We start from the raw sequence: 21,478 nt of genomic DNA, 5'->3' as shown, positions 1-21,478 counted from the left end.
TGTTTAATGGCAGGGAAAGTCTTGTGCGCTAGCGCACCTTAACAGAACAGCCTGCATGCACAGCGGACGTTCGGGGGTGGCAGTGCCTTGGTGCTCTCTTGTCCTCCGATTTCTTTTCCCACCGCTCCTGGCGGTTGAAATCGGATGCCAAACTCACCCCTGCGGCTCCTTCCTCCCCCTCACTGCTTGTGCACCCTCAGCCCCGCAGCTCGCTCTTTTCGCGCTTGCTGGGTTATAACCTCACTTCGAGCCTTATAGTGGCTCGGTCTAATGGGGTTGACCGCTTCGCAGGGTCAACTCTCCACGTATTTAATGCTTGATCGGCCTCAGCCATGGCCAGAATAAATGCAACTTGACTGTTTAATGGCAGGGAAAGTCTTGTGCGCTAGCGCACCTTAACAGAACAGCCTGCATGCACAGCGGACGTTCGGGGGCGGTAGGACCTTGGTGCTCTCTTGTCCTCCGATTTCTTTTTCCACCCGCTTTTGGCGGTTGAAATCGGATGCCAAACTCACCCCTGCGGCTCCTTCCTCCCCCTCACTGCTTGTGCACCATCGGAGCAGCTCGCTCTTTTCGAGCTCGCTGCTCGCCCCCTTACTCCTCCGCTGCGCTAATTTGCTTGCCCCAGACCGCTACACCGCGGTCATTAAGTCCTGTTACCACCAGCGCAGGCTGGCTTCGCTCCCAGTCCCAGGACGGGAGCAGGTTCAGCTCTTCCGTGGAGGCTCCGCCCCATGGGCTTTCTTTCCACTTCAGTGTCAGTGTTTGTTTGCCATCAAACGTCCAGGTTCCTGAACCGTTTTCGCTTTGAATTTTTCCTTTGTCCGTTAGGGTATAAGGCACGGCTTGGATCTGCCCGTCCACGGACGGATCAAGTGCCATGCCTTCCCACTCCCCGGCAATCATGGACTTCGGAATATCCTGTGCCGTCTCACCTGCGTACCGTTCAGGTGAAACCACAGGCCAGCCGTCCTTCGTCCATACCATTTTGCGTACATGCAGATATGGCCAGTTTTTATCCGTCTCGCCCCGTGCATGATGCACGATGTAATAATCGTCTCCGTCCTTCAGAACGGAGTTATGTCCAGGCGCAACCCAGCCCTCACCTTCTGTGAAGCGATAACCGCCGAGAATTTTGGTGCCGATCTCATATTGCGGCAGATACTCCGTATCCAGCATGTTATTGCCGTTTATGTCCGTATACGGTCCTGTGATTGAATCGGCACGCGCAACCCGCACGTTATAGTCCTCAAATAAGGAGTCATAGGAGACGAACAGATAATACTTTTTGAACTCCGGGTTATACACAATGTATGGACCTTCGACTGCACCTTCTTCGGTTGCACGATCTCGTGCGGCAATGCGGGTACCATATCCCTCGTCCTTGAATTTCCCCGTGTCGGGGTCGAGTGGCGCAATATAGATGCCGTCAAAAAATGAACCGTATACCATCCACGAATTCCCCTCGGCATCCACAATGGGATTGGCATCAATGGCATTCAATTTGTCTTGTTCATTCGCAGAAGTTTTCACAACCAGTCCTTCATCTGTCCAAGGACCTTCGGGGGAGGTAGCGGTCTGCAAACCAATGGCTGACTGGGTACTACCGAAACTGGATGCCGAATAATACATCCGATAGGTATCACCAGCCTGAATCACATCCGGTGCCCACAGATTGACTGCACCTGTCCAGTCCAGCGCTTCTTGCGGAATGCCCGGCAGAGCCTGACCTACCCATGTCCAGTGAATCAGATCATCCGATTTGCGTACCATGACGCCTGGTTTCGCTTCTCCTGCTACACGCACGTCTGTGGAATAGACGTAGTATCCCTGGTCTGTTTTGATAATGGCCGGATCATGCGCATTGTTCACCGTCCAACGAGATTCATCATCCAGTATGGAGGTGTCATACAGTTGGGTATCTTGAGGAGCTTCAGGAAAGACGGGACGGGACATCGTTTCTCCAGCCCCTTCTCCAGCACAACCTGTAGCACCGGTAATTAACAACAGCAACATGGAAGCAACCACCCCTTTCTTATAAAATGTCCAACCCCGGAATCTCTTCCGCTGATTCATCCCTTCACTCCCGAAATGGCAACCGATTCAATAATCTGTTTCTGGAAGATCAGGAAGATGATTAATACCGGTAACAGAGCCACAATCGACGCTGCCATAATAAGTGGATAATCCGTCTGGATTGCATACGTGGCATTGAAGTTGGCAATGACCAGCTGCAGCGTCTGCTTCTCCGGTGAATTCAGATAGATAATCGGTGCAAGATAATCGTTCCAGATCCCCATGAACCACAGAATTAACTGTGCAGCAACGGCAGGTTTAATTAACGGGAATGTAATACTGGAATAGAGCCGGAAATAGGAACTTCCATCAATTTTGGCTGCTTCAATAATGGCATCTGGCACACTAAGCAGATATTGCCGGAGGAAGAAGATCATAATCACATTACCGAACAACCCCGGTACAATAAGCGGCAATAATGTATCTGTCCAGCCAAGCTTTGAGAACATCATGAATTGTGGAATCATGACTGTTGGATATGGAATCATCATGGAAGCAAGCAAAGCAAGAAACAGTTTGTTTTTATGTGGAAACCTCAATTTGGCAAAAGCAAACGCAGCGATACTGGATGTAAACGTACCGACGATCGTTACACTCACCGCAACAATGAGGCTGTTTTTGATCCCGCTTAGCAGAGGGCCTGCTTCCCAGATTTCCTTATACTTTCCAAATTGAAACACTTCAGGTATCCACACTGGTGGAAGCGCGAATACATCCTGCTTCTCCTTCAATGAGGTGGATAGCATCCAGATCAGTGGTGCAACCATCGCAATCGCACCGATCGCGAGTACGATAAAAATGATCGTGTTCGTTAAATTCCTTTTTTGACTGTAAGACATCTCCGATTCACTCCTTCCCTTGACAATTAATCCCCATCATAGGCTGATTTTTCGTTCATTTTGAATTGCACCAAGGTAATGACAAAAATGAAAATACCAAGAATCATAGCCATGGCTGAGGCATAACCCATTTGAAGGTTACTGAAGGCTTTCTGCCAAATATAGAAGACAATCGAAGCCGATGAATATTCAGGACCACCTGTAGGCGTCATAATGTTCATCTCGGTAAAGATCTGGGAGCCGCCAATGATATTTGTAACGACGAGGAAAAAGGTAACAGGCTTCACCATTGGCCAGGTGATATTGCGGAAAATCTGGAACCCATTGGCTCCATCCAGTTCAGCCGCCTCATAATATGTACGTGATACACTTTGCAGCGCTGCCAAGTACAATAACATGGTGTATCCCAAACCTTTCCATACCGTCATAATAATCAGTGCTGGTTTGACTGTGTCTTTGTTCGCGAGCCAGTTGGGACCCTCAATGCCAAACAGGCCGAGGAACTGGTTCACCAGACCGTAATCCCCGTTATACGCCCAGTTCCACATGATGGAAACCGCAGCCAGGGAGGAGATGACCGGAATATAATAAATTACACGGAAGGTCGTAGTCCCGGGAATTTTACGATTCAAACCCATAGCCAGCAACAACGCCAGCAATAGGCCAATCGGGATCCCGAGCATCAGGAAGAATGTATTAAACATCGCTTTGTAAAATAAGTCATCCGTTAGCAAGTCCTTGAAGTTGGCCAATCCGATAAAGTTCATCTGACCCAATCCATCCCAGTCGGTAAAGGAACCATAGAGGGAGTAGAGGAATGGGAACATGACAAAGATCAGCAACCCAAGAATCGGAGGTAAAATAAACAGATATCCGTACAGCATCTCTTTGCGATACAAACTCGATTTCGTAATCACGGTGTTCACCCCTGTTTCTAGTATCAGCATGTGGCATTCTTCGATTGAACCTTGCCGATCAACGAATGCCACATGCCCGTATGGAATCCAATAAGTCCCAATACGAATGATGCCAGCAGCATGATTGCAGGCTGCCGGCATCACCCTTTCCTATCTACTATTTCTGAGATTTCTGTTCCTGTTCAACCGCTTTGTCGAGCAGCTTCTGCATTTTGGGCTGTTGTTGCTTCACATAATCAGCGGCTGTAATCTTGCCATCTAATACCGGCTGGATGTCTGTGAAGAAGAGGTCATACCACTCCGCATTGTACGTGTAGTTACCTGGCAAAGAACGTCCGTAATCCTCTACGATATCAATGAATTCCTGCTTGTTGGATGGTTTCGTGGATGTATCTTTGGCCCACTCGTCTGCCATATCAAGCAGATTGGGAATCTGTACCTTGGCATCTACCAGTTGCTGCATACTTTCTTTCGAAGCGGTTAGGTAGTTCACCAATGCTGCCGCTTCTTCCGGATGTTTCGATTTCGCAGATACCCCAATCCCCAGGGAACCAATCCACGTAGCCGACTTGCCAGTCGATCCCGCAGGGAAAGGTAACAAATCATACTCGAAAGGCAAAGTCTCGAATGTACTCATATCCCAAGGACCTACAGGGAAGAAGGCCATTTCCCCTTTCATCCAGCGTTGATAGGTATCCAATGTTTGCGCTTCCTCAATGGAAGGTGTAATGTTGTATACGTTCTGCATATCCGCGAAGAATTGCAGAGCTTCTGCGAATTTCGGATCATCAATGGTCACCTTCGTTTTGCTCTCATCCAGCCAGTCCCCGCCATTGCTCCATACAAAGGATTGCAGTGCCCACTGTACGTTAAAACCTGTACCGAATACATCCGGTTTACCGTCCCCGTTGGTATCCTTGGTCGCTTGCTGATTCACCTTAATGAACTCTTCCCATGTATAGGGTTTATCCTTGTCAGGGAATGGAATGCCCTCTTTTTCAAACAAAGTCTTGTTGTAGCCTAGTGCAAATGGCCCGAGGTCCTTCGGCATGCCGTAAAGATCACCCTGTCCTGCCATCTTGCCGTCATAACGGTATAGATCCACTCCATATTTCCAGATGTTATTCAAATCAACATCCGCATTATTTTCAATGTATGGTGTAAGATTCATGAGAACATTGCTGTTCACATAGGCCTTAATATCGCCTGGGTTAAAATAAAATACGTCAGGCAAGCTGTTGCCTGTAATTGCCGCTCTCAGCTTGGTTGCATATTGATCCGCAGCCGTTACAATAATTTTGACTTTCACACCCGGATGATCTTCTTCGAATTTCTTGACCACTGCCTGGTATGCTTTCTGCTCATCTGTGCCCCCGCGGAACATAAACGTTAACTCCTTGTCCCCACTTGCACCGCCGCTTCCTCCTCCGCAGCCCGCAAGTACCAGTGCACTTACCAGCATAAGAAGCATAAATGTGACCCAATTCTTTTTCTTTACCATCTGAACCCCTCCTGATCTGGACTTGTAACCGTATTCAATTGGATGAAATAGGATTTCTGTTGTTAATTTATCAAATCCAGATCACTTTAGTCAACACTTTTATAAAACATTTTATATTTATCTAAAATAAATCAATATTTCGGCCATCCATTAGCGTCCCACAACAAGTCATTAATCAGCAATTTTGGATTGCCATTATCCTCTGCATCATAGGCATGTCTTGCGATGACATTGCCGTTGTACACGTCCTGACCACCTGGACCTTTCCATTTCACATTGCCTGTATCCAATATCGTTCCGCCACCATTCAGCATATTAACTCCGTTTTTGTCCACATAAGGGCCTGTTATACTGGTCGAGCGTCCATAGACCATTTTGTAGGTACTGTTCACCCCTTGACAGCAAGAATCGATGGAAGCAAACAGGTAATAGTAGCCGCCCCGATATACAATACTTGGTCCTTCAATAGCACCTCCGTTATTCGGGCGTGCAGCAATGGAAGTTATGCTTCCCGTCGGTTTCATCGTATTTTTGTCCAGCTTGACAATCTTCAGACCGCTCCAGAAAGAACCGAAGGCCAGCCATGGATTACCTGAAGCATCAATGACCAGATTCGGATCAATGGCATTATAATTATTGGCGGTCGTGGTTTGAAGCACCAATCCTTCGTCCTTCCATTGCCCTGCTCCAATGCTGTTCGCAGACGCAAGACCAATCGCAGACCGATTGGAGCCAAAGGTGGAGATTGAATAATAGAGCCATACTTTTCCGTTATACTGCTCTACGTCCGGTGCCCATACATCCAATCCGCTTTGTCCCGGAACGGCAGAAGCCCACCAGGACGGCTTACTTAAGAAGATTTGCGGAACACGATACCAGGACGATCCATTATCGGATTTCAATACTTGAATGCCCGGACCGGTTGAGAAAGTGTACCAGGAACTGCCCTCTTTAATAATCGACGGATCATGAACAGCGGTATCTCCGGTCAGATTCCAGAACGCCGCCAAAGCTTTGAACTGACCTGCCAGCAGTAATACCATCACAAGTAATGCCGGTAACGCCAACCGTTTCCACTTAAACCTCTTCACATTGCTTAACTTTTCCAAACCAAACTCCACCTTTCCTGATCAAATGGTTAATTAGGTTCATGAAGTAATGAATCAATTTAGGTATAATAGGATTATAAAAGCGGTTACATTACATTTCAATGGTATATTTCAAATATATGTGAACTGATTAACACTTATATTAACCGGAATAGTGAACAAAATATAGATTATATTTTCGTATTTGCGCTATTTACAGCGGTTTTGGCATCTAATTCTCTACCCTTCCCTTCCATGAAGGAATGATTTATAATTATCTGAAATAAAACATATAAATGTGCAAATGTCTGATTCGAAGAGACTTTGTTCAGAACGGGGAAAGGAAATCCACCTATGATTTATATTAAAGATCTGATGTCGGGTGTGAATATCTTCAAAGCGCTCAGTTCGGAGATTCGGATTCAGATCATTGAGCTGCTCGCCAAGAACCAAAGTCTTAATCTCAATGATCTTGCAACCAAACTTGGACTCAGCAATGGTGCCATCACGATGCATATCAAGAAGCTCGAAGAGAGCGGACTGATCGAGATCAATACCGCCGTTGGCAAACATGGAATTCAGAAGATATGTTATCTCAATGAGGAAAAATTGATGGTTGATCTGCGGTCACAGGAGATTAACAATCGGTATGAGGTAGAGATTCAGGTAGGGCATTACAGCGATTATCAGGCTGTACCTACATGTGGTCTCGCTACCCGGGACAGCATCGTTGGAGAGTTCGACGATCCGCGTTACTTTGCTGATCCACTGCGAATTGATGCGGAGATGATCTGGCTGGCTGAGGGTTATCTGGAGTATCGAATTCCCAACTATCTCAAGCCTAATCAGTCGTTTAGTGAAATTCAGTTGTCGATGGAACTGGGGTCAGAGGCACCCGGCTTTTGCGACAATTACCCTTCCGACATTTACTTCTATGTCAACGGTATTGAGATTGGTTGCTGGACGAGTCCAGGGGATTTCGGTAATACACGCGGTACCTTTAACCCGGAATGGTGGCCTCCCCATCTCAATCAGTACGGCATGCTGAAGCTGATTCGAATTACGCAGGAAGGCAGCTATATTGACGGATGCCGTATCTCGGATGTAACACTGGACCAGATTGGGCTGGATTACAAAAGCGATATCCACTTCCGCATTGCGGTTACGGACGGACCTTTGAACAAACGAGGTTTAACGATCTTTGGCAAAAACTTTGGAAACTATGGACAAAATCTGCTCGCTCGGGTTCTCTATAACGTGCAAGAAGAGTAGCACCTGCTCTGGCTAAACGCCCGAGATAAAAGAGCTCAATAGAACTGCCAGAATACCTAAGATGCCTGTTCCTCTGCACAACAATATGGTGTCTTCTAAAGAGTGCGATCCGGCACTCTTTTTTGTTGTTTCATCCCGTTCCCATTTCTTGTTCGCTATGTCGTGCTATACTAATGGCCTGGAATGACAAAATGGAATAACGGGCGGGGATATCTTTTGAAATTGGAACGCTTAATCTCTATCATATACAAACTGCTGAACCATGAAGTATTGTCTGCTTCCACCTTGGCGGAAGAGTTTCAGGTGTCCCCAAGAACGATCTATCGGGACATTGATGTGATCTGTGCCGCAGGCTTCCCGGTCGTCTCCCATCAGGGGCTCAAAGGCGGTTACGGCATGATGGACGGATACAAGATGGATAAAAGCTTGCTCGGTTCTTATGATGTGGATTCCCTGATCACGGTGCTGAGCAGTCTCTCCACGGTCTTCGAAGATGCACGTGCACAAGGCACGATTGAACGTCTGCAAACGATTGGACCGGAGCATCAAACCTCAAGTCTATCGGTGGATCTGGAGACTTGCCGAACAGAACCTGACGCCCTTCCTCATCTGCGTAAAGGTATTACGGATCATCAGGTTGTCCGTTTTGACTACATCAATACAAAGAATGAACATACACCCCGCCATCTGGAACCGGTAAGACTTCATTTTAAATATCGTAATTGGTACGTTTATGGATTTTGCCAGACACGGCAGGATTATCGCGAGTTCCGCCTGTCCCGGATGATGAACGTGCACCTGACCTCGGAACACTTTCAACAACATCTTGAACTTCCTCAGGCGACGATTGTGTCCGATCCATCATGGCAAGATCAGGTCAGTGATGTGGTATTTCGGGTGAACCCGGAAGCGCTCGCGGAAGCCATGGATCATTTTCAACAGGCAGATAAGCAATTTCACGAGGATGGAAGCATGACAATGCGCATCCCGGTTCATCAACCGTTACAGGCCAGATGGCTTTGGTCTTTTCTGCTTAGTTTGGGAAGTGGCGCTGAGGTGCTTGAACCGATTGAATTACGTGGCATCCTGAAAGAACAACTTCGAAACGCACTCAAGCTCTATGAAGAAGTATGACACGCTGTTGTCATACTTCTTTTTTTATAATCATTTTAGTAAGTAACCACATCCCTCGCCAAATTAAAGGAGACGATCATTCATGAATCATCCGGAACAAATGTATAACTACAACGCATGGGCTAATCAAACCATCCTGAACAGAATCAAAGAACTCCCCTCTTCTGTGCTAAGTCAGGAAGTGAACAGTTCATTTCCAACCATCGCCCATGCCCTCAGCCATATCTATGCAGTGGATAAGATGTGGTATCTGGTATTAACGGGCACCAGTATGCCCGAGGCACTCCAAGCATGCATGCCTCTCAATGGTGAGATTCGCGGTTCTGTGGATGAGTACATTCAATGTTTTACCGACCTGTCGGCACAATACAGTGAGTGGTTACGGGGCCAAGCTGATCTGGAACAAACCGTGCTGCTCGATAATCCATTTGCCGGCGTCCGCGAAACCAGCTTATCCGAAATGGTATTTCATCTGGTCAATCACGGGACCTACCACCGGGGCAATGTATCTACCATGCTGCGTCAATTGGGGCATGCCTCCATCATGAACGATTATTCTCTCTTCTGGTATCAAGAACCGGCTCAAGTATAGACAATGATTCGATGGAAAATGTACATTGTATCCCCGTGACATCGAGGGAAGAATTGAGAAATTGGTTGCAGGATCACGGAAAAGTCCAGAAATCTTGCTGGGTCATTGTAAGCATGAAACCAACTTCGGATGCCCTGCTGTATTTGGACGTGGTTGAGGAATCGTTATGTTTCGGCTGGATCGATGGGGTCAAAAAGAAAATATCCGAGACTCAATTGGCCCAGAGATTGTCTCCTCGAAGCAAACGCAGCTCATGGACTGAACTGAACAAGGAACGTGTCCGTCGTCTTGAAAAGTTGGGCCTCATGCATGACGAGGGTAGACAGGTACTACCTGTAATGGACCCGAATGCTTTCAGTATTGAAGGTGAGATCGAACAAAGGCTGAAAGAGGACCCGCAGGTGTATACAAACTTCGAGGCCTTCCCTGCCCTATATCAAAACGTTCGAATCGATACGATCCAAAGTGTCAAACATCAGCCGGTATTATTCCAGAGCAGATTGGATAAATTCATAACCAACACCAAGAAAAATAAAATGTACGGTCAGTGGCATGACAACGGACGGCTACTGGACTATTAAATGTTTCCCTGAAGACACCAAAACAGACCTCCCTATAAGGAGGTCCTGTTTTGGCATTTCCAATATTAATGATTCTGCCTGTATGTTTTGGGGGACTTACCAAAAGCTTTCTTGAACTGGCGGGTGAAATAATTACTGTCGTTAAATCCACATTCATACGATATTTCCGTGATGGACAGATTCCCGTTTTTCAACAAATGACATGCCTTCTCTAGACGCAACTTCTGCAGATAAGACATTGGGGTCATCTGATAATAGGAACGAAAAATCCGATTCAGATGCCTTATGGAGATGTTCGACTTCCCCGCAATATCCTCCAACGACAGTGGCTCAAGATAATGATCTTCAATAAATGAAATGGCATTGGCCAGATGCATCAGATTATTACCCTCGATCCCTTTCTCCTGTGTATCATATTGTCTCGACAAATAAACAACCATCTCCATCAGGCGTGAGATCAACATGGTCTGATACCCTTGCTGTTTACTCTGATACTCCTCAATCATGAACGATATTAGCGATTCTACATACTCCAGACTGGAAATGGATAACGAGAGTTTACTTGGAAAAGAGTGAATATTGCGATAAAACGGTTCCAAAACAAACAGGGCCTGAAAGCCGTTCGATTTTCTAAGATCGGGCCCAGCCGAAGCAAGCATCTCAGGACTGAACATAATGTTACAGATCCTGAAATCATGAGGGTCTTTATAGGCGTGATGGGTGTCGCCATTAATCACAAACGTGTTTCCCTTTTTGATAAAAAATTCCTCGGTGTTCACCACATGTGTTGCATGACCACTCAGAACAATGACAAGTTCCGTAAAGTCCACATGATTATGAAGCTCCATGTCCTCGGCATGTCCACCGTACTGGATAAAAAACGGAAATTGTTGATGATCTGAAGTAAACCATCTCAAATATGCATTACTCAAAAGCATCCCCTCCGCAAACCATGTTGGGTTGAATGTCTATATCATGCTATTCGAGGACCGAAAAATCAAGGTTGGAGATGCTTGAAGACGATATAATTCCTCTTGTAGCAAGGATACCACTCATTTTCAGGACCTTATTAAACTCTCACAATGAATAGGAGCATCACATGATGAAATATACCAATCCGGTGATTCCGGGGTTTTATCCAGATCCAAGTATCTGCCGTGTAGATGAAGACTATTATCTGGTAACCAGTACTTTTGAATATTTCCCTGGTGTGCCTATCTTCCACAGTAAAGACCTTGTGAACTGGCGACAAATCGGCCATGTCCTCACAACAACGGAGCAACTCCCTCTAGCGAATGCAGGCAGCTCTGGCGGCATTTATGCCCCCACTCTCCGGTACCATGATGGCTCTTTCTATATGACTACAACCAATGTCAGCGGCGGCGGGAATTTTTATGTACGTAGTGCTAAGCCCGAGGGACCATGGTCTGCTCCAATTTTTGTTGATCAGGGCGGCATTGATCCCTCTTTTCTCTTCGATGAAGATGGACGTGTGTATTTCCAAACTGCCTGTAACGGCGATGAAGGCGAGGGCATCTATCAGTGCGAGATAGACCTTGGGACCGGAACGAGACTGACAGATAGCCGATTAATCTGGGCCGGAACCGGAGGAGCAGCCCCGGAAGCTCCCCACATGTATAAAATAAATGGCCTCTACTATCTGATGATCGCCGAAGGTGGAACCGAGTATGGTCATATGGAAACCATTGCTCGAAGCACAGAGCCATACGGACCATTTGAGCCGTGTCCACATAATCCGATTCTGTCCAACCGAAGCATGAAATCCAGCATCCACGCAACCGGTCATGCAGATCTTGTCCAGATCCAGGATGGAAGCTGGTGGGCTGTATTCCTTGGAATTCGTCCAGCAGGTTACCCCATGCGGCACCACCTGGGACGCGAAACATTCCTTGCACCTGTCACTTGGTCGGATAACGGTTGGCCCGTGATTGGTATGGACGGACATATCGAGCAGGAGATGACTGGGCCTGTGTTGCCTGAGCACCCTTGGTCGCCTCAGGTTATTCGGGATGATTTTAATGACGCATTATTGGACCTGAATTGGATCTTCTTGCGCAACCCGGCTCCAGATAGTTGGACGCTCACAGAAATTCCCGGACATCTGATCCTCCGCGGTCATTCGGTTTCACTCGATGATGGCAGAAATCCAGCCTTTGTTGGGCGTCGATTAAGACATTTCTCATGCAAGTTGGGGACCGAGCTAAATTATGAACCGCGTGTGAACGGTGAGGAAGCCGGGTTAACCTTATTTATGAATCATAAATATCATTACGATTTGGCTGTCACACAGATCGACGAGCAGAAGAAAATCGTATTGCGGCGAACCGTCGGCTCTTTAAGAACCGAACAGGTCTTTGACTGTGACAACGGACCTGTTGTGTTACAGATCAAGACTGACCGGAATCACTTTACATTCCTCTATCAGCAAGGTTCATCCGACGCCATTGAAGTGGGTTCAGGTGAAACTCATCTGTTATCTACGGAAGTAGCAAGCGGCTTCACCGGTGTCATTGTAGCCATGTATGCTCACGATCCATCGGGAGAATGTACTCCTGCAAGTTTCGACTGGTTCGACTATGAACCGCTGGATGAATAATCATTTTAACTCCTAAATTTAAATATTTGCTCGACGATAATTATCCCCTTAAAGTTGATACTCTTTGAAAAGCCTTGTGTGGTAGCATAAGGAAATGAGTAAACTTTGAGGGGATTTTGCTATAGCTATATCTTTCTTACGGATTGCACTGGAATTTATAAAAGAACCATTGCTTTATTAGAGAAGTTCTCCTAGTATTTTCAGAAGGAACACCCCAGCAGCTCCCATCTTGGCAATACACTTACTGCCCATATGAGAGCGCTATCGCTGCAGCACGAAAGAAAAACGGGAGGTTGCAGATATGAAATGGAATCACTTCAAGTCCAAGCTTCTGCTTAAGTACACACTATCCTATATCTCCATCTTCCTTATCCCTCTTGTTATATTAACCATCATTATTTATCACAATGCTGTGGACACGCTCCGTTCAGAGATTGAACAGACCAATGTTAATCAGCTCACTCAAGCCAAAACGGTCATCGATGATCGCATGAAGGAATTGCAGGACATCGCGTTTCGCATCGCCTACGATGAGCAGTTAACGAGATATTGGACCCACCATCCCTACTATAGCCGGGAATCCATTAACGCATTAGTCAAATACAAAGCCACCAGTTCCATTATCGATGAGTTATTCCTGTTTTTCCGCGGAGACGATAACATCTACTCTTCTCAAGGCTCTGAGAATCTGGATGTATTCTCGGCCCGCTACAAATTTAATACCTGGAACCAAACGGACATGGTCCGGGATTTGAATAACGTCCCGTTTCCCACGATACGACCAGCCGAGCAGGTCGTCCAAGGAACCCGAATCCCCAATTCCATGCTGGCCTACCTTGTACCAATTGCACCTAATAATACGCCCGCCCACGGAACCGTGATGTACCTGATCCACGAGTCTAATCTGACCGGTCTGATCGATTCGATCCTCAGTGACTATCACGGGATGACTTATATTTTCGATAATTACGGGCAAGTACTGGCAGCCAATTACAAGGGAGAAGTCACATCCGAACAGGAAGTCAACTCGCTGTTTACCCTTGAACCTGGAACGCACAGCATCTCCTTGAATCAAGAACCGCATTCGGTTGTATCCGTTAAATCGGATACGGGTTGGACTTATGTAACCGCTATGCCAAGCAACCAGTTTTTCAGCCGAATTGTCCATATCCGAACCTTTATTATCCTTGTATTTTCCTTTGTGGTGACGATGGGTACCATCCTTGCCATCATGTTGGCCCGAAGACAATACCATCCCATTTCAGACTTAATGGAGTTCATTCGGTTGAAGAATGATCCTGATCCAACCGCAACCACCAACGAGCTGGAATGGATCAAGAAAACACTTCATGATTATAGTCAGCGTGTGGATCTTCAGGAACCCTATGCCCGCAATCATATTTTGCTCATGCTGTTGAAATACGGTCACACCGGAGATTTTCCCTCTGAGTTTACAGATAAGCTTGGCATACGCTTCAACCGTTCTCATTATTTTGTCATGACCATGGGCTGGGAAATGCACGCTTTTCCTATCAGTGATAACCCCGAGCAACCTACTGTCGTACAACTGATGAATGATGTGGAGCTGCCCGAGTTATCTGCATATGCTTACGGCGTGGAGCTTCCACAGGCAGACCAATTGGCCTTTATTGTAGGATTCGATGCCGAAATAGGGCACGAAGGCAGTCTCAATGCCCGCATGGAACCTATTGTTGAACAACTGCAATGGATGGTGGTGGAACACACCGGGGTCGCGCCTGCAATCGGGATAGGTAATAGGTACACTTATCCGAAACAACTGAATCAGTCCTACATCGAGGCTTCGACTGCTCTGGAAGCATCGATGCTGCACGGACAGGGCAACAGTACATACTTTAAGGACCTTTCCGGTTCCGGTGTACAGGATTCTTCCTTCTGGGTCCCTAAGGATGTGTTATTAAAACTGGTCCAGAGCTTAAAACAAGGTAGCTATGACGTGGCGGTTCAGATGGTTTCGACCGCGTTGAATAATCTGAAAGCTGAAATGCCATCTGTACCGCTGCTGCGTTGCATCTGCTTTGATATTCTGAATACCATGCTCAAAACCGCCTCGGAGCTTGGAATCCATCATCTGGTTGATCAACTTCCAAGGATCACGTCCTATGACTCGCTGGAGGATCTGGAGAAGAAACTAACAGGCCTTGTCGCCGAAATCTGCGCCCATGTCGAGGCGAAGAGTGAGACGGAAGAAAGCTCCCTGATGGATGAAATCGTCGCCTATATTGATGCCAATTTCTCGGATTATGACCTCAGTCTAGGTACGATTTCATCGAAATTTACGATCTCTTCATCCTATTTCAGTCGTTCTTTCAAAGAAAAGATCGGCATGAATTTCACCCAATATATCTGGCAGAAACGAGTGGATGAGGTCATTCGACTACTGCTGCATACAACCGATCCGTTAAAAGACATCATCACTCGCGTCGGTTATCTGGACACACCGAACTTCATCCGCAAATTCAAGAAAGAAACGGGTTATACCCCAGGCCAATACCGTAAAATGCACCGTCCCAACGGTTCCGCCGATTCCCCGGATGATGAGGAGGAAGAGTGTATTGGATAAAAGGCTTGTTGAATAAATAGAAACCTCCCCTGACCACATGGTTAGGGGAGGTTTGGTATTGGGATCAGTTCGTATACGTATACCGATCCGTGGCGACCGGTGTATTGATCCTATTTTCCAGCCGGGAACTGATGAAATCCTTGATGCACTGCATCCAGCAAACGGCCCGTCGGATCACAGCTGTACTCCCAGAACATGATCCCGGCCAGACCTTGCTCCTTTACGTAATCACATTTGCATCGGATCGATTCTTCATCGTCATACGATATGAGGCTGGACCCATTAAACAGAAACGGTGCACAGGCTTCTTCATCCCAATAACGGGTGTAACCATTCTTGGTGATGTACTTCGCTTCCAGTTCGGCAAATGACGGACCATAGCCGCCTGTACTGCCAGCCATTTGATGGAGCCCATGGTTTCGGTCAGGAACCTCAGTCCAGATTCGGGAATAGAAGGCGGAGCCGATCACAATCTTCTCCCTCGGAACCCCGGCGCGAACAAACAGGGTCACGGAAACATCCGTACTCATTCGAAACAAATCTCCGGTTGGCGTGTACAGATTCGTATGATGTCCGGTCAGAACCTGAAAACCGCCGCGCATATCATAGGTCATCAACTGGATGTAGTCCAAATATTGCTGCACCTCGGCCATCTCTGTACCGTCTACATAATATTGATCAGCCCCTGCCGCAATGGTCAGCAGATAATGACGGCCATCCTCTGCTCCCTTGGCATTCAGTGCCTCCCGGATCGTTTTGAGAAGCAAGGTGAAATTTCGTTTATCATCAGGGCTGGATGCAATACCGGCTTCACCATAACAAGGATACTCCCAATCCAGATCGATCCCGTCAAAAGGATATTCCTCCAGCACCCTAACCGCCGATGCTGCCATGCTTTCCCTTCCTGACTGGGTTGAGGCGGCTTCGGAAAAACCGCCCGCACTCCATCCGCCTACAGACAACAGTACCGTAAGATTCGGATGATCCCGCTTCATGTTCCGGATCACATGGCCATTTTTTAAATGCTCGGTGGTGATCATATCATTCTTAACATGTCCGAAGGCTACGTTCAGATGTGTTAACTTCAATAGATCCTCGTGTGTCATGTCAGGAAGAACAGAATCCACGGCATAACCTGCAGCAATAAAATTCGTCACCCTCTTCACTCCGTCCCCTTCAATGATTGTGTTATCGCAGCAGCAACCTGCAGGGCTTCCTTCCCTGTACCGATCTTGTACCCGGAAGCCGAATAGCGAATCTGATACTGAGTATCCAGCACGAACAGATGTGGATAGCCCGCTTCGTAAGCAGCAGACTTCGTTATGAAGCCTGACAAGGAAGCATAACTGGAATCTCGTACAAAAACCGTGCGTACAGGGAGCTTTGGATAACCAACAGGGTCAAAGGAAGCGTTCCATTCCATGATTCCGGTCACAAGCACGATGGGTATGCCCAGCTTATCCAGCGGTTCTGCCAGCTCGCACAGTTCACGGATCAGATGTTTCGTCGGTTCCCGCTCCGGTTCAATCCAGGCCGCGATGGCGCCCTCCGATCCCAGAAGTTCCTCCAGCTCCACCTCTGAACCATTCAGATGGGTCAGTATACTTCCTGGTGCAAGTTTACCCAGTACAGGAATATCAACCTCTATCTCGCGATAAGTTAACACAACCTCAGTTGTATCTCCGGCATTCACGGTAAAGTATATGAAGCGTACGTTTACCGTTCCATCTTTCAAACGAATGCCTGTCGTTAAACGATAAGCACCTGGTTCGACCTCATATGGCTTGCTATAAACATCCGTACTGCCATAAGGATGAATCAGCGTCTTATAAACACCATCTTCGAGACGGGCAAACGAGAAGTTCTCAAAATAGGATGCTGCAGGTGTATCCTGCGAAGCTTTTGGATCTCTACAAAGTTGGAGCTTTCCCCAGCTTGTGCTTACCTGAGTTCGAGGTGAGGTGAGACCAAACACCACATCCTCCCATCCTCTGTCGCTTAGATACTGTGGTTTCTGAGCGCTCGGATGTAATCGGGCCGGGATACCCAAACTGCGACATACAGCCACAAACAAAATATCCAGCGACTGATAGTCCCCCTTCATTAGACTAAACGTTCCAATCGGATTCCCTTTGCCTTTTAGATTAGGAAGATCTTCATAGTATTCATATTGCTGTTCCAGCATTCGGGCAAGTGTCGAAGGATTCTTCCTGAACGCTGTCGCCTCATCTGGCGAATAGGCATTCTGGAATACACCTCGATAAGGGACCAGCATCTCATAGGAGATCCGCGGACACAGGATGTATCTCACGAATGTATCTTCCGCCCAAGATCCTTGTTGCGAGAGCGCACCAATCAGATGATCGTCCAGCGTCTGGCGAAAAGTATCAATTAAATCTTTTTCATTCATCAACTCCAGTAGACGAAGCGGCCACTCACCGTATACATTGGAGCACTCCTCCAGGAAAGCTGCAATTTCACGGCTGTTCCCCCGTGCCTTATGAAGAACATTCCACACTCGCACCGGGGGGAGTCCAACCCCTTTAGCTAGCGAGATAGCTTCCTCCTCACGCAGGAAAGTGTCCTCGTACCCGCCACGGGTCTGTGCTCCTTGCTCCAGACGACGGTTGTGTTCCTGCATCTTCTCTTCAGGTAACGCAGCGGCGACCTCTCCTTCCCCTTCAGGCGGAGGAACCATATCAAAGTCCACGCTCCCTGATGGTTGCTCTGACGAATCCAACACCATTTCGATAATCTTGTTCTCCTGAGCCTTGCATAGGATCTCACTCGACTTGCCGCCGCTGACCGCACGAATCAACAGGTCGCCACAGCCTGTCTTAAAGGTCACTTCCCCTTGTGCGTCTGTCCTAATCTCGGCAATGGGATATAATTCAGCCGTATTGTACAGCTCGAAGCGTACGCTCGCGCCAGTTACAGGCTCGCCCTGCTCATTTTTCACCTTCACATCGATGCTGCGCGTTGGTGCGTAGTTCTCAAGCAGATTAATCTCCGTAAATCCCTTTTCGGAAAGCGTAATATCCTCGGGGCCGGGATAGTCGGCATAGATCCTCGTATTAATCAGCATCGCCCTGCGGGCTGGCGGGCTGAACCACCCTTGGTTCAGGCGAGCTTCAGGCTCGCATGCCCCGATGTAATACCATTGGCCATCTGCCCAGGCTTCTACCCAGGCATGATTACTGTCACAGTGAGCCCAGCGCGGTGTGTAGACCTGACGGGCAGGGATACCGATGCTGCGAAGAGCGGCCACCGCCAGCGTGGATTCTTCGCCGCAGCGACCACGAGCATTTCGGATCATCGTCAGCGGTGATATCGTACGCAGATCACTGCCAATATAGGTCGCTTTCTCATGACACCAGTAATTGGTCTCCAGAATGGCATCTGCCATGGATAACTTCGCTGTCCGCTCGGCTAATTCGTCATAGATCAAACCTCGGAAATCTTCAATATTTTCCGTATTTATGCGATAAGGCAGTACAAAATGAAGGAACAAATGATCCGGAATGCGATCTCCCCAAGGTACACGTATGCGGGTGTCCAAAGCGTGGCGCACATGGCTCAAGAACAAGTCCCCGTTATAATCAGCCATGTCGTTTACCGGCATATAGGCATAGACATATTTCAATGCCCATGTCTCTTCTTGCGTTAGCTCCTGCTGAAAAATATCAAACAACTCCGATTGGCGGGCCGCTGCAAAACGTTCCTTCTCCTGGAACTTCTGCTCGATCCGCTCCAATGACTGTGCATCCAGGTTAAATACCAAGGTTTCGCTGGTCATCGTGTTCTCACTCCTTCCACAGCTTTCCGTCTTCCCGAATACAGATCAAGGCCTTGCCGTCCGAAGAAGGCGCAGTAATCTGGAACAAGCTGCGAGTCGTTTCAATAACAGGCTTACAGCTCAACAATTCCTCACCCATAAGCAACTTCATATCTTGGGTAAATTCGCCATGGGTTTCATAATAATTGCGTTCACGGTAATAGAGTCTGCGAAGCTCCCATTGGATTCGTTCATCCTCCGGCAACTCAAATGATTGATCTGTTCGATCATCCGAGAATACAACATACCCCCATAACTCTGGGTAATGCATATTGATAATGCCCATAGGTGACCACACCCAGTTGTCCTCCGGATAAGGGTTGCCCGTATCCGGGTTCAGCACCTTGCGGTACTCATCGCCCTGTATCTCGGTCTGCCATTCCACACGCGAGAAGTTGATACGCCAGAATTCACCCGGCGCAGGCGGGCGGTTTCCTGCGGCGCATTCCATCAGACTGGTCCAGGGAATGGCGACTTCCACGCTCCATTTCCGGTTATCCGCCCCAGGATTGTTCAGTTCACCATCGATATATACGGCCGTCTTGAGACCGCTGATATCCCAACCGTTGACTGGCGGTCCACCATCCCGATAAGGCTTCACCAATAACAGATCCCATACCGTATTGAGCGCATTGATTTCGAACTCATAATATTGATGGGAATCCCCATCGGGATCGATAAAAATCTCAAAGTCATTGTCATAGAAAATAACGGAATCACGCTCAGTTAACGTAGCCCATATCTGATCTTCAATCAGCTCGGCAGCAACGTAGAAATAGTTGTCATCCCACAGCATTTTTACACGCGTCTGCTTCCCGGGCTTCGGACGAAGATCACCTTCGATATCAACGAAATCATCCGTCCAAGCGGCCACATCCCAAAACGCCTTATCCACACGGCCGTCTAACACCAGCGGTTCCTGCGCTCGCTTGCATATATAATGTTTGGGAGCATACTCAATCCTGGGTTCTGGCACTCCACTTCGATTCATGTCGATCTCTCCAATTCATAAAGGAGGGCATGTATCTATCGGCACATGCCCTCCTTGTAATGGTTAGTTATGGGTGACAACCGCTCCAGCGCCGCCGTACATTTCCAGCTCCTCATCGAATTCGAGCTTAAGGACGGTCACCTGTTCATGCGCGTCCTCCGGGGTCATCTTGATCCATGTTGTCCCCGGGATATTGAACCAAGGTACGCCTCCATGAATCTCATGATGGAGCTCTTTGCCCGAATGCAGCACAGTAATCTTCTTGATCTGATTGCAGAGACCTTTGATGCACACATTCTCTTTTGGATCGTCGTACACAAACAGGAAAAGCATTTTTCGATCCTCCGATACAGTGCTTCCCCCTAGATAATAACGGGACAATATGCCTTCACCCGTTCCGAAGACGGCCTCTTCATGCGTTCGAATCCATGCTCCCAGCCCAAGCAGGATGTCCTCCTGCCTCTGGTCGATGGTGCCATCTTCACGTGGACCGATATCCAACAACATATTACCGCCCATTGATATACAATCACAGAACATCCGAATGATCTGATTCAGGGATTTATATTTATGATCGGTTGGCACATAACCCCAAGATGTGTTGATCGTGGTACAGAATTCCCAGGGTCCCTCCGGTCTTGTAATCGGAATGCCCTGCTCAGGCGTTTGGTAATCCCCATAACCCTGAAGGCGGGAGTTGATGATGATATCCGGGTTGAAGGAGTGCAGGTAATGTTTGAACTCCGGCAAATTCCACTGCTGAGCACTCCGTTCCCAATCTCCATCAAACCATAGTAGATCCACCTTTCCGTAATTGGTTAAAATCTCCCCCAGTTGATGGTTATTGAATTGCAGGAACTTCTGCCACTTTTCCTGATCTTGAATGCCGTCCACAGGACTTGAATATCGGTTGACACCGCTGAGATCCTCCGGCACTTTTCCACCTTCAAATACACTAGGATAATCCGGGTGTGACCAATCAATAAGTGAATAATACATCCCCAGATGAATCCCTTTCTCACGGATCGCTTCCGCATACTCCCTCACGATGTCCCGATTCGCCGGTGTCTGTTTGACGACATTCAGGTCACTATATTGCGTATCCCATAACGCAACGCCATCATGATGCTTCGTTGTCAGCACCGCATACCGGGCTCCAGACTTTTCAATCAGGTCCGCCCACTTCTCCGCGTTGAATTCCGAAGCCGTAAACCCATTCAGTTGCTTCATATATTCATCGTAGGACATCCTGCCATTATAGAAGGACCAAGACTCCGCAACCCCGTCTACCGCATAGATGCCATAGTGGATGAATATCCCCAGCTTGGCTTCTTCAAACCATTTTTGCATATCTGTTCACACCTCCCCCGAGCATTGTGATATACGAAAAATATAAAATTAATGAAGCTAGCGGTTATCTTTCTTCCTCCCTG

General features: G+C 47.6%; 16 protein-coding genes. 6 read left to right on the top strand and 10 right to left on the bottom strand.

All coding sequences use genetic code 11. The features are described 5' to 3' along the window. Positions 1 to 594: 594 nt before the first annotated feature. From ACTHPG_RS01485 to ACTHPG_RS01465, 5 genes are all read right to left on the bottom strand, one after another. A complete protein-coding gene (locus ACTHPG_RS01485) occupies positions 595 to 2,016 on the bottom strand; it encodes an arabinan endo-1,5-alpha-L-arabinosidase (protein ID WP_440390074.1) in 1,422 nt (473 codons plus the stop codon). Positions 2,017 to 2,072: 56 nt separating this feature from the next. Next, positions 2,073 to 2,915, bottom strand: a complete 843-nt coding sequence (locus tag ACTHPG_RS01480; protein WP_124117106.1) for a carbohydrate ABC transporter permease — start codon at positions 2,913 to 2,915, stop codon at positions 2,073 to 2,075. Positions 2,916 to 2,941: 26 nt separating this feature from the next. Then, positions 2,942 to 3,832, bottom strand: coding sequence for a carbohydrate ABC transporter permease (locus ACTHPG_RS01475; protein ID WP_124117107.1), 891 nt, complete (start codon positions 3,830 to 3,832; stop codon positions 2,942 to 2,944). A 157-nt stretch (positions 3,833 to 3,989) separates the two neighbouring features. Continuing rightward, entirely contained in the window at positions 3,990 to 5,333 is a 1,344-nt protein-coding gene (locus ACTHPG_RS01470) for an ABC transporter substrate-binding protein (protein ID WP_124117108.1), read from the bottom strand. Positions 5,334 to 5,464: 131 nt separating this feature from the next. Then, entirely contained in the window at positions 5,465 to 6,376 is a 912-nt protein-coding gene (locus ACTHPG_RS01465) for a glycoside hydrolase family 43 protein (RefSeq protein WP_440390072.1), read from the bottom strand. Positions 6,377 to 6,775: 399 nt separating this feature from the next. Here ACTHPG_RS01465 and ACTHPG_RS01460 point away from each other — a divergent pair, with 399 nt between their 5' ends. The 4 genes from ACTHPG_RS01460 to ACTHPG_RS01445 all read left to right on the top strand — a co-directional run bounded on the left by ACTHPG_RS01460 (position 6,776) and on the right by ACTHPG_RS01445 (position 10,000). Further along, entirely contained in the window at positions 6,776 to 7,693 is a 918-nt protein-coding gene (locus ACTHPG_RS01460) for an ArsR/SmtB family transcription factor (protein ID WP_440387309.1), read from the top strand. Between the two features lie 216 nt (positions 7,694 to 7,909). Further along, positions 7,910 to 8,827, top strand: coding sequence for a helix-turn-helix transcriptional regulator (locus tag ACTHPG_RS01455; RefSeq protein ID WP_440387308.1), 918 nt, complete (start codon positions 7,910 to 7,912; stop codon positions 8,825 to 8,827). An 82-nt stretch (positions 8,828 to 8,909) separates the two neighbouring features. Continuing rightward, positions 8,910 to 9,419 (top strand): DinB family protein, encoded by a 510-nt coding sequence (locus tag ACTHPG_RS01450; RefSeq protein ID WP_440387307.1) that lies wholly within the window; start codon positions 8,910 to 8,912, stop codon positions 9,417 to 9,419. Between the two features lie 11 nt (positions 9,420 to 9,430). Next, complete coding sequence (locus ACTHPG_RS01445) at positions 9,431 to 10,000, top strand: YdeI/OmpD-associated family protein (protein ID WP_440387306.1); 570 nt, start codon at positions 9,431 to 9,433, stop codon at positions 9,998 to 10,000. A 65-nt stretch (positions 10,001 to 10,065) separates the two neighbouring features. Here the strand turns inward: ACTHPG_RS01445 and ACTHPG_RS01440 are convergent, their stop codons facing one another. Continuing rightward, a complete protein-coding gene (locus ACTHPG_RS01440; RefSeq protein WP_440387305.1) occupies positions 10,066 to 10,938 on the bottom strand; it encodes a helix-turn-helix domain-containing protein in 873 nt (290 codons plus the stop codon). Positions 10,939 to 11,102: 164 nt separating this feature from the next. Here ACTHPG_RS01440 and ACTHPG_RS01435 point away from each other — a divergent pair, with 164 nt between their 5' ends. Together ACTHPG_RS01435 and ACTHPG_RS01430 are read left to right on the top strand one after the other, a co-directional pair. After that, positions 11,103 to 12,617: a glycoside hydrolase family 43 protein gene (locus ACTHPG_RS01435; RefSeq protein ID WP_440390070.1), complete on the top strand. Its 1,515-nt coding sequence runs from the start codon at positions 11,103 to 11,105 to the stop codon at positions 12,615 to 12,617. Between the two features lie 301 nt (positions 12,618 to 12,918). After that, positions 12,919 to 15,219 (top strand): helix-turn-helix domain-containing protein, encoded by a 2,301-nt coding sequence (locus ACTHPG_RS01430; RefSeq protein ID WP_440387304.1) that lies wholly within the window; start codon positions 12,919 to 12,921, stop codon positions 15,217 to 15,219. A gap of 110 nt (positions 15,220 to 15,329) precedes the next feature. Here ACTHPG_RS01430 and ACTHPG_RS01425 read toward each other — a convergent pair whose 3' ends face one another. From ACTHPG_RS01425 to ACTHPG_RS01410, 4 genes are all read right to left on the bottom strand, one after another. After that, positions 15,330 to 16,376 (bottom strand): glycoside hydrolase family 18 protein, encoded by a 1,047-nt coding sequence (locus ACTHPG_RS01425; protein WP_440387303.1) that lies wholly within the window; start codon positions 16,374 to 16,376, stop codon positions 15,330 to 15,332. Between the two features lie 5 nt (positions 16,377 to 16,381). Then, positions 16,382 to 19,015 (bottom strand): transglutaminase domain-containing protein, encoded by a 2,634-nt coding sequence (locus ACTHPG_RS01420; RefSeq protein WP_440387302.1) that lies wholly within the window; start codon positions 19,013 to 19,015, stop codon positions 16,382 to 16,384. A gap of 7 nt (positions 19,016 to 19,022) precedes the next feature. Beyond that, positions 19,023 to 20,045, bottom strand: coding sequence for a carbohydrate-binding family 9-like protein (locus ACTHPG_RS01415; RefSeq protein WP_440387301.1), 1,023 nt, complete (start codon positions 20,043 to 20,045; stop codon positions 19,023 to 19,025). 63 nt (positions 20,046 to 20,108) lie between these two features. Continuing rightward, on the bottom strand, positions 20,109 to 21,395 hold the full coding sequence (locus tag ACTHPG_RS01410) for an alpha-L-fucosidase (RefSeq protein WP_440387300.1): 1,287 nt from the start codon (positions 21,393 to 21,395) through the stop codon (positions 20,109 to 20,111). Between the last annotated feature and the right edge of the window lie 83 nt (positions 21,396 to 21,478).

Source organism: Paenibacillus sp. SAF-068 (assembly GCF_051967555.1).
In the GTDB taxonomy this organism is placed as follows: domain Bacteria; phylum Bacillota; class Bacilli; order Paenibacillales; family Paenibacillaceae; genus Paenibacillus.
The sequence above is the reverse complement of the archived record's forward strand: the minus strand, read 5'-3'. Positions and strand labels throughout refer to the sequence as shown.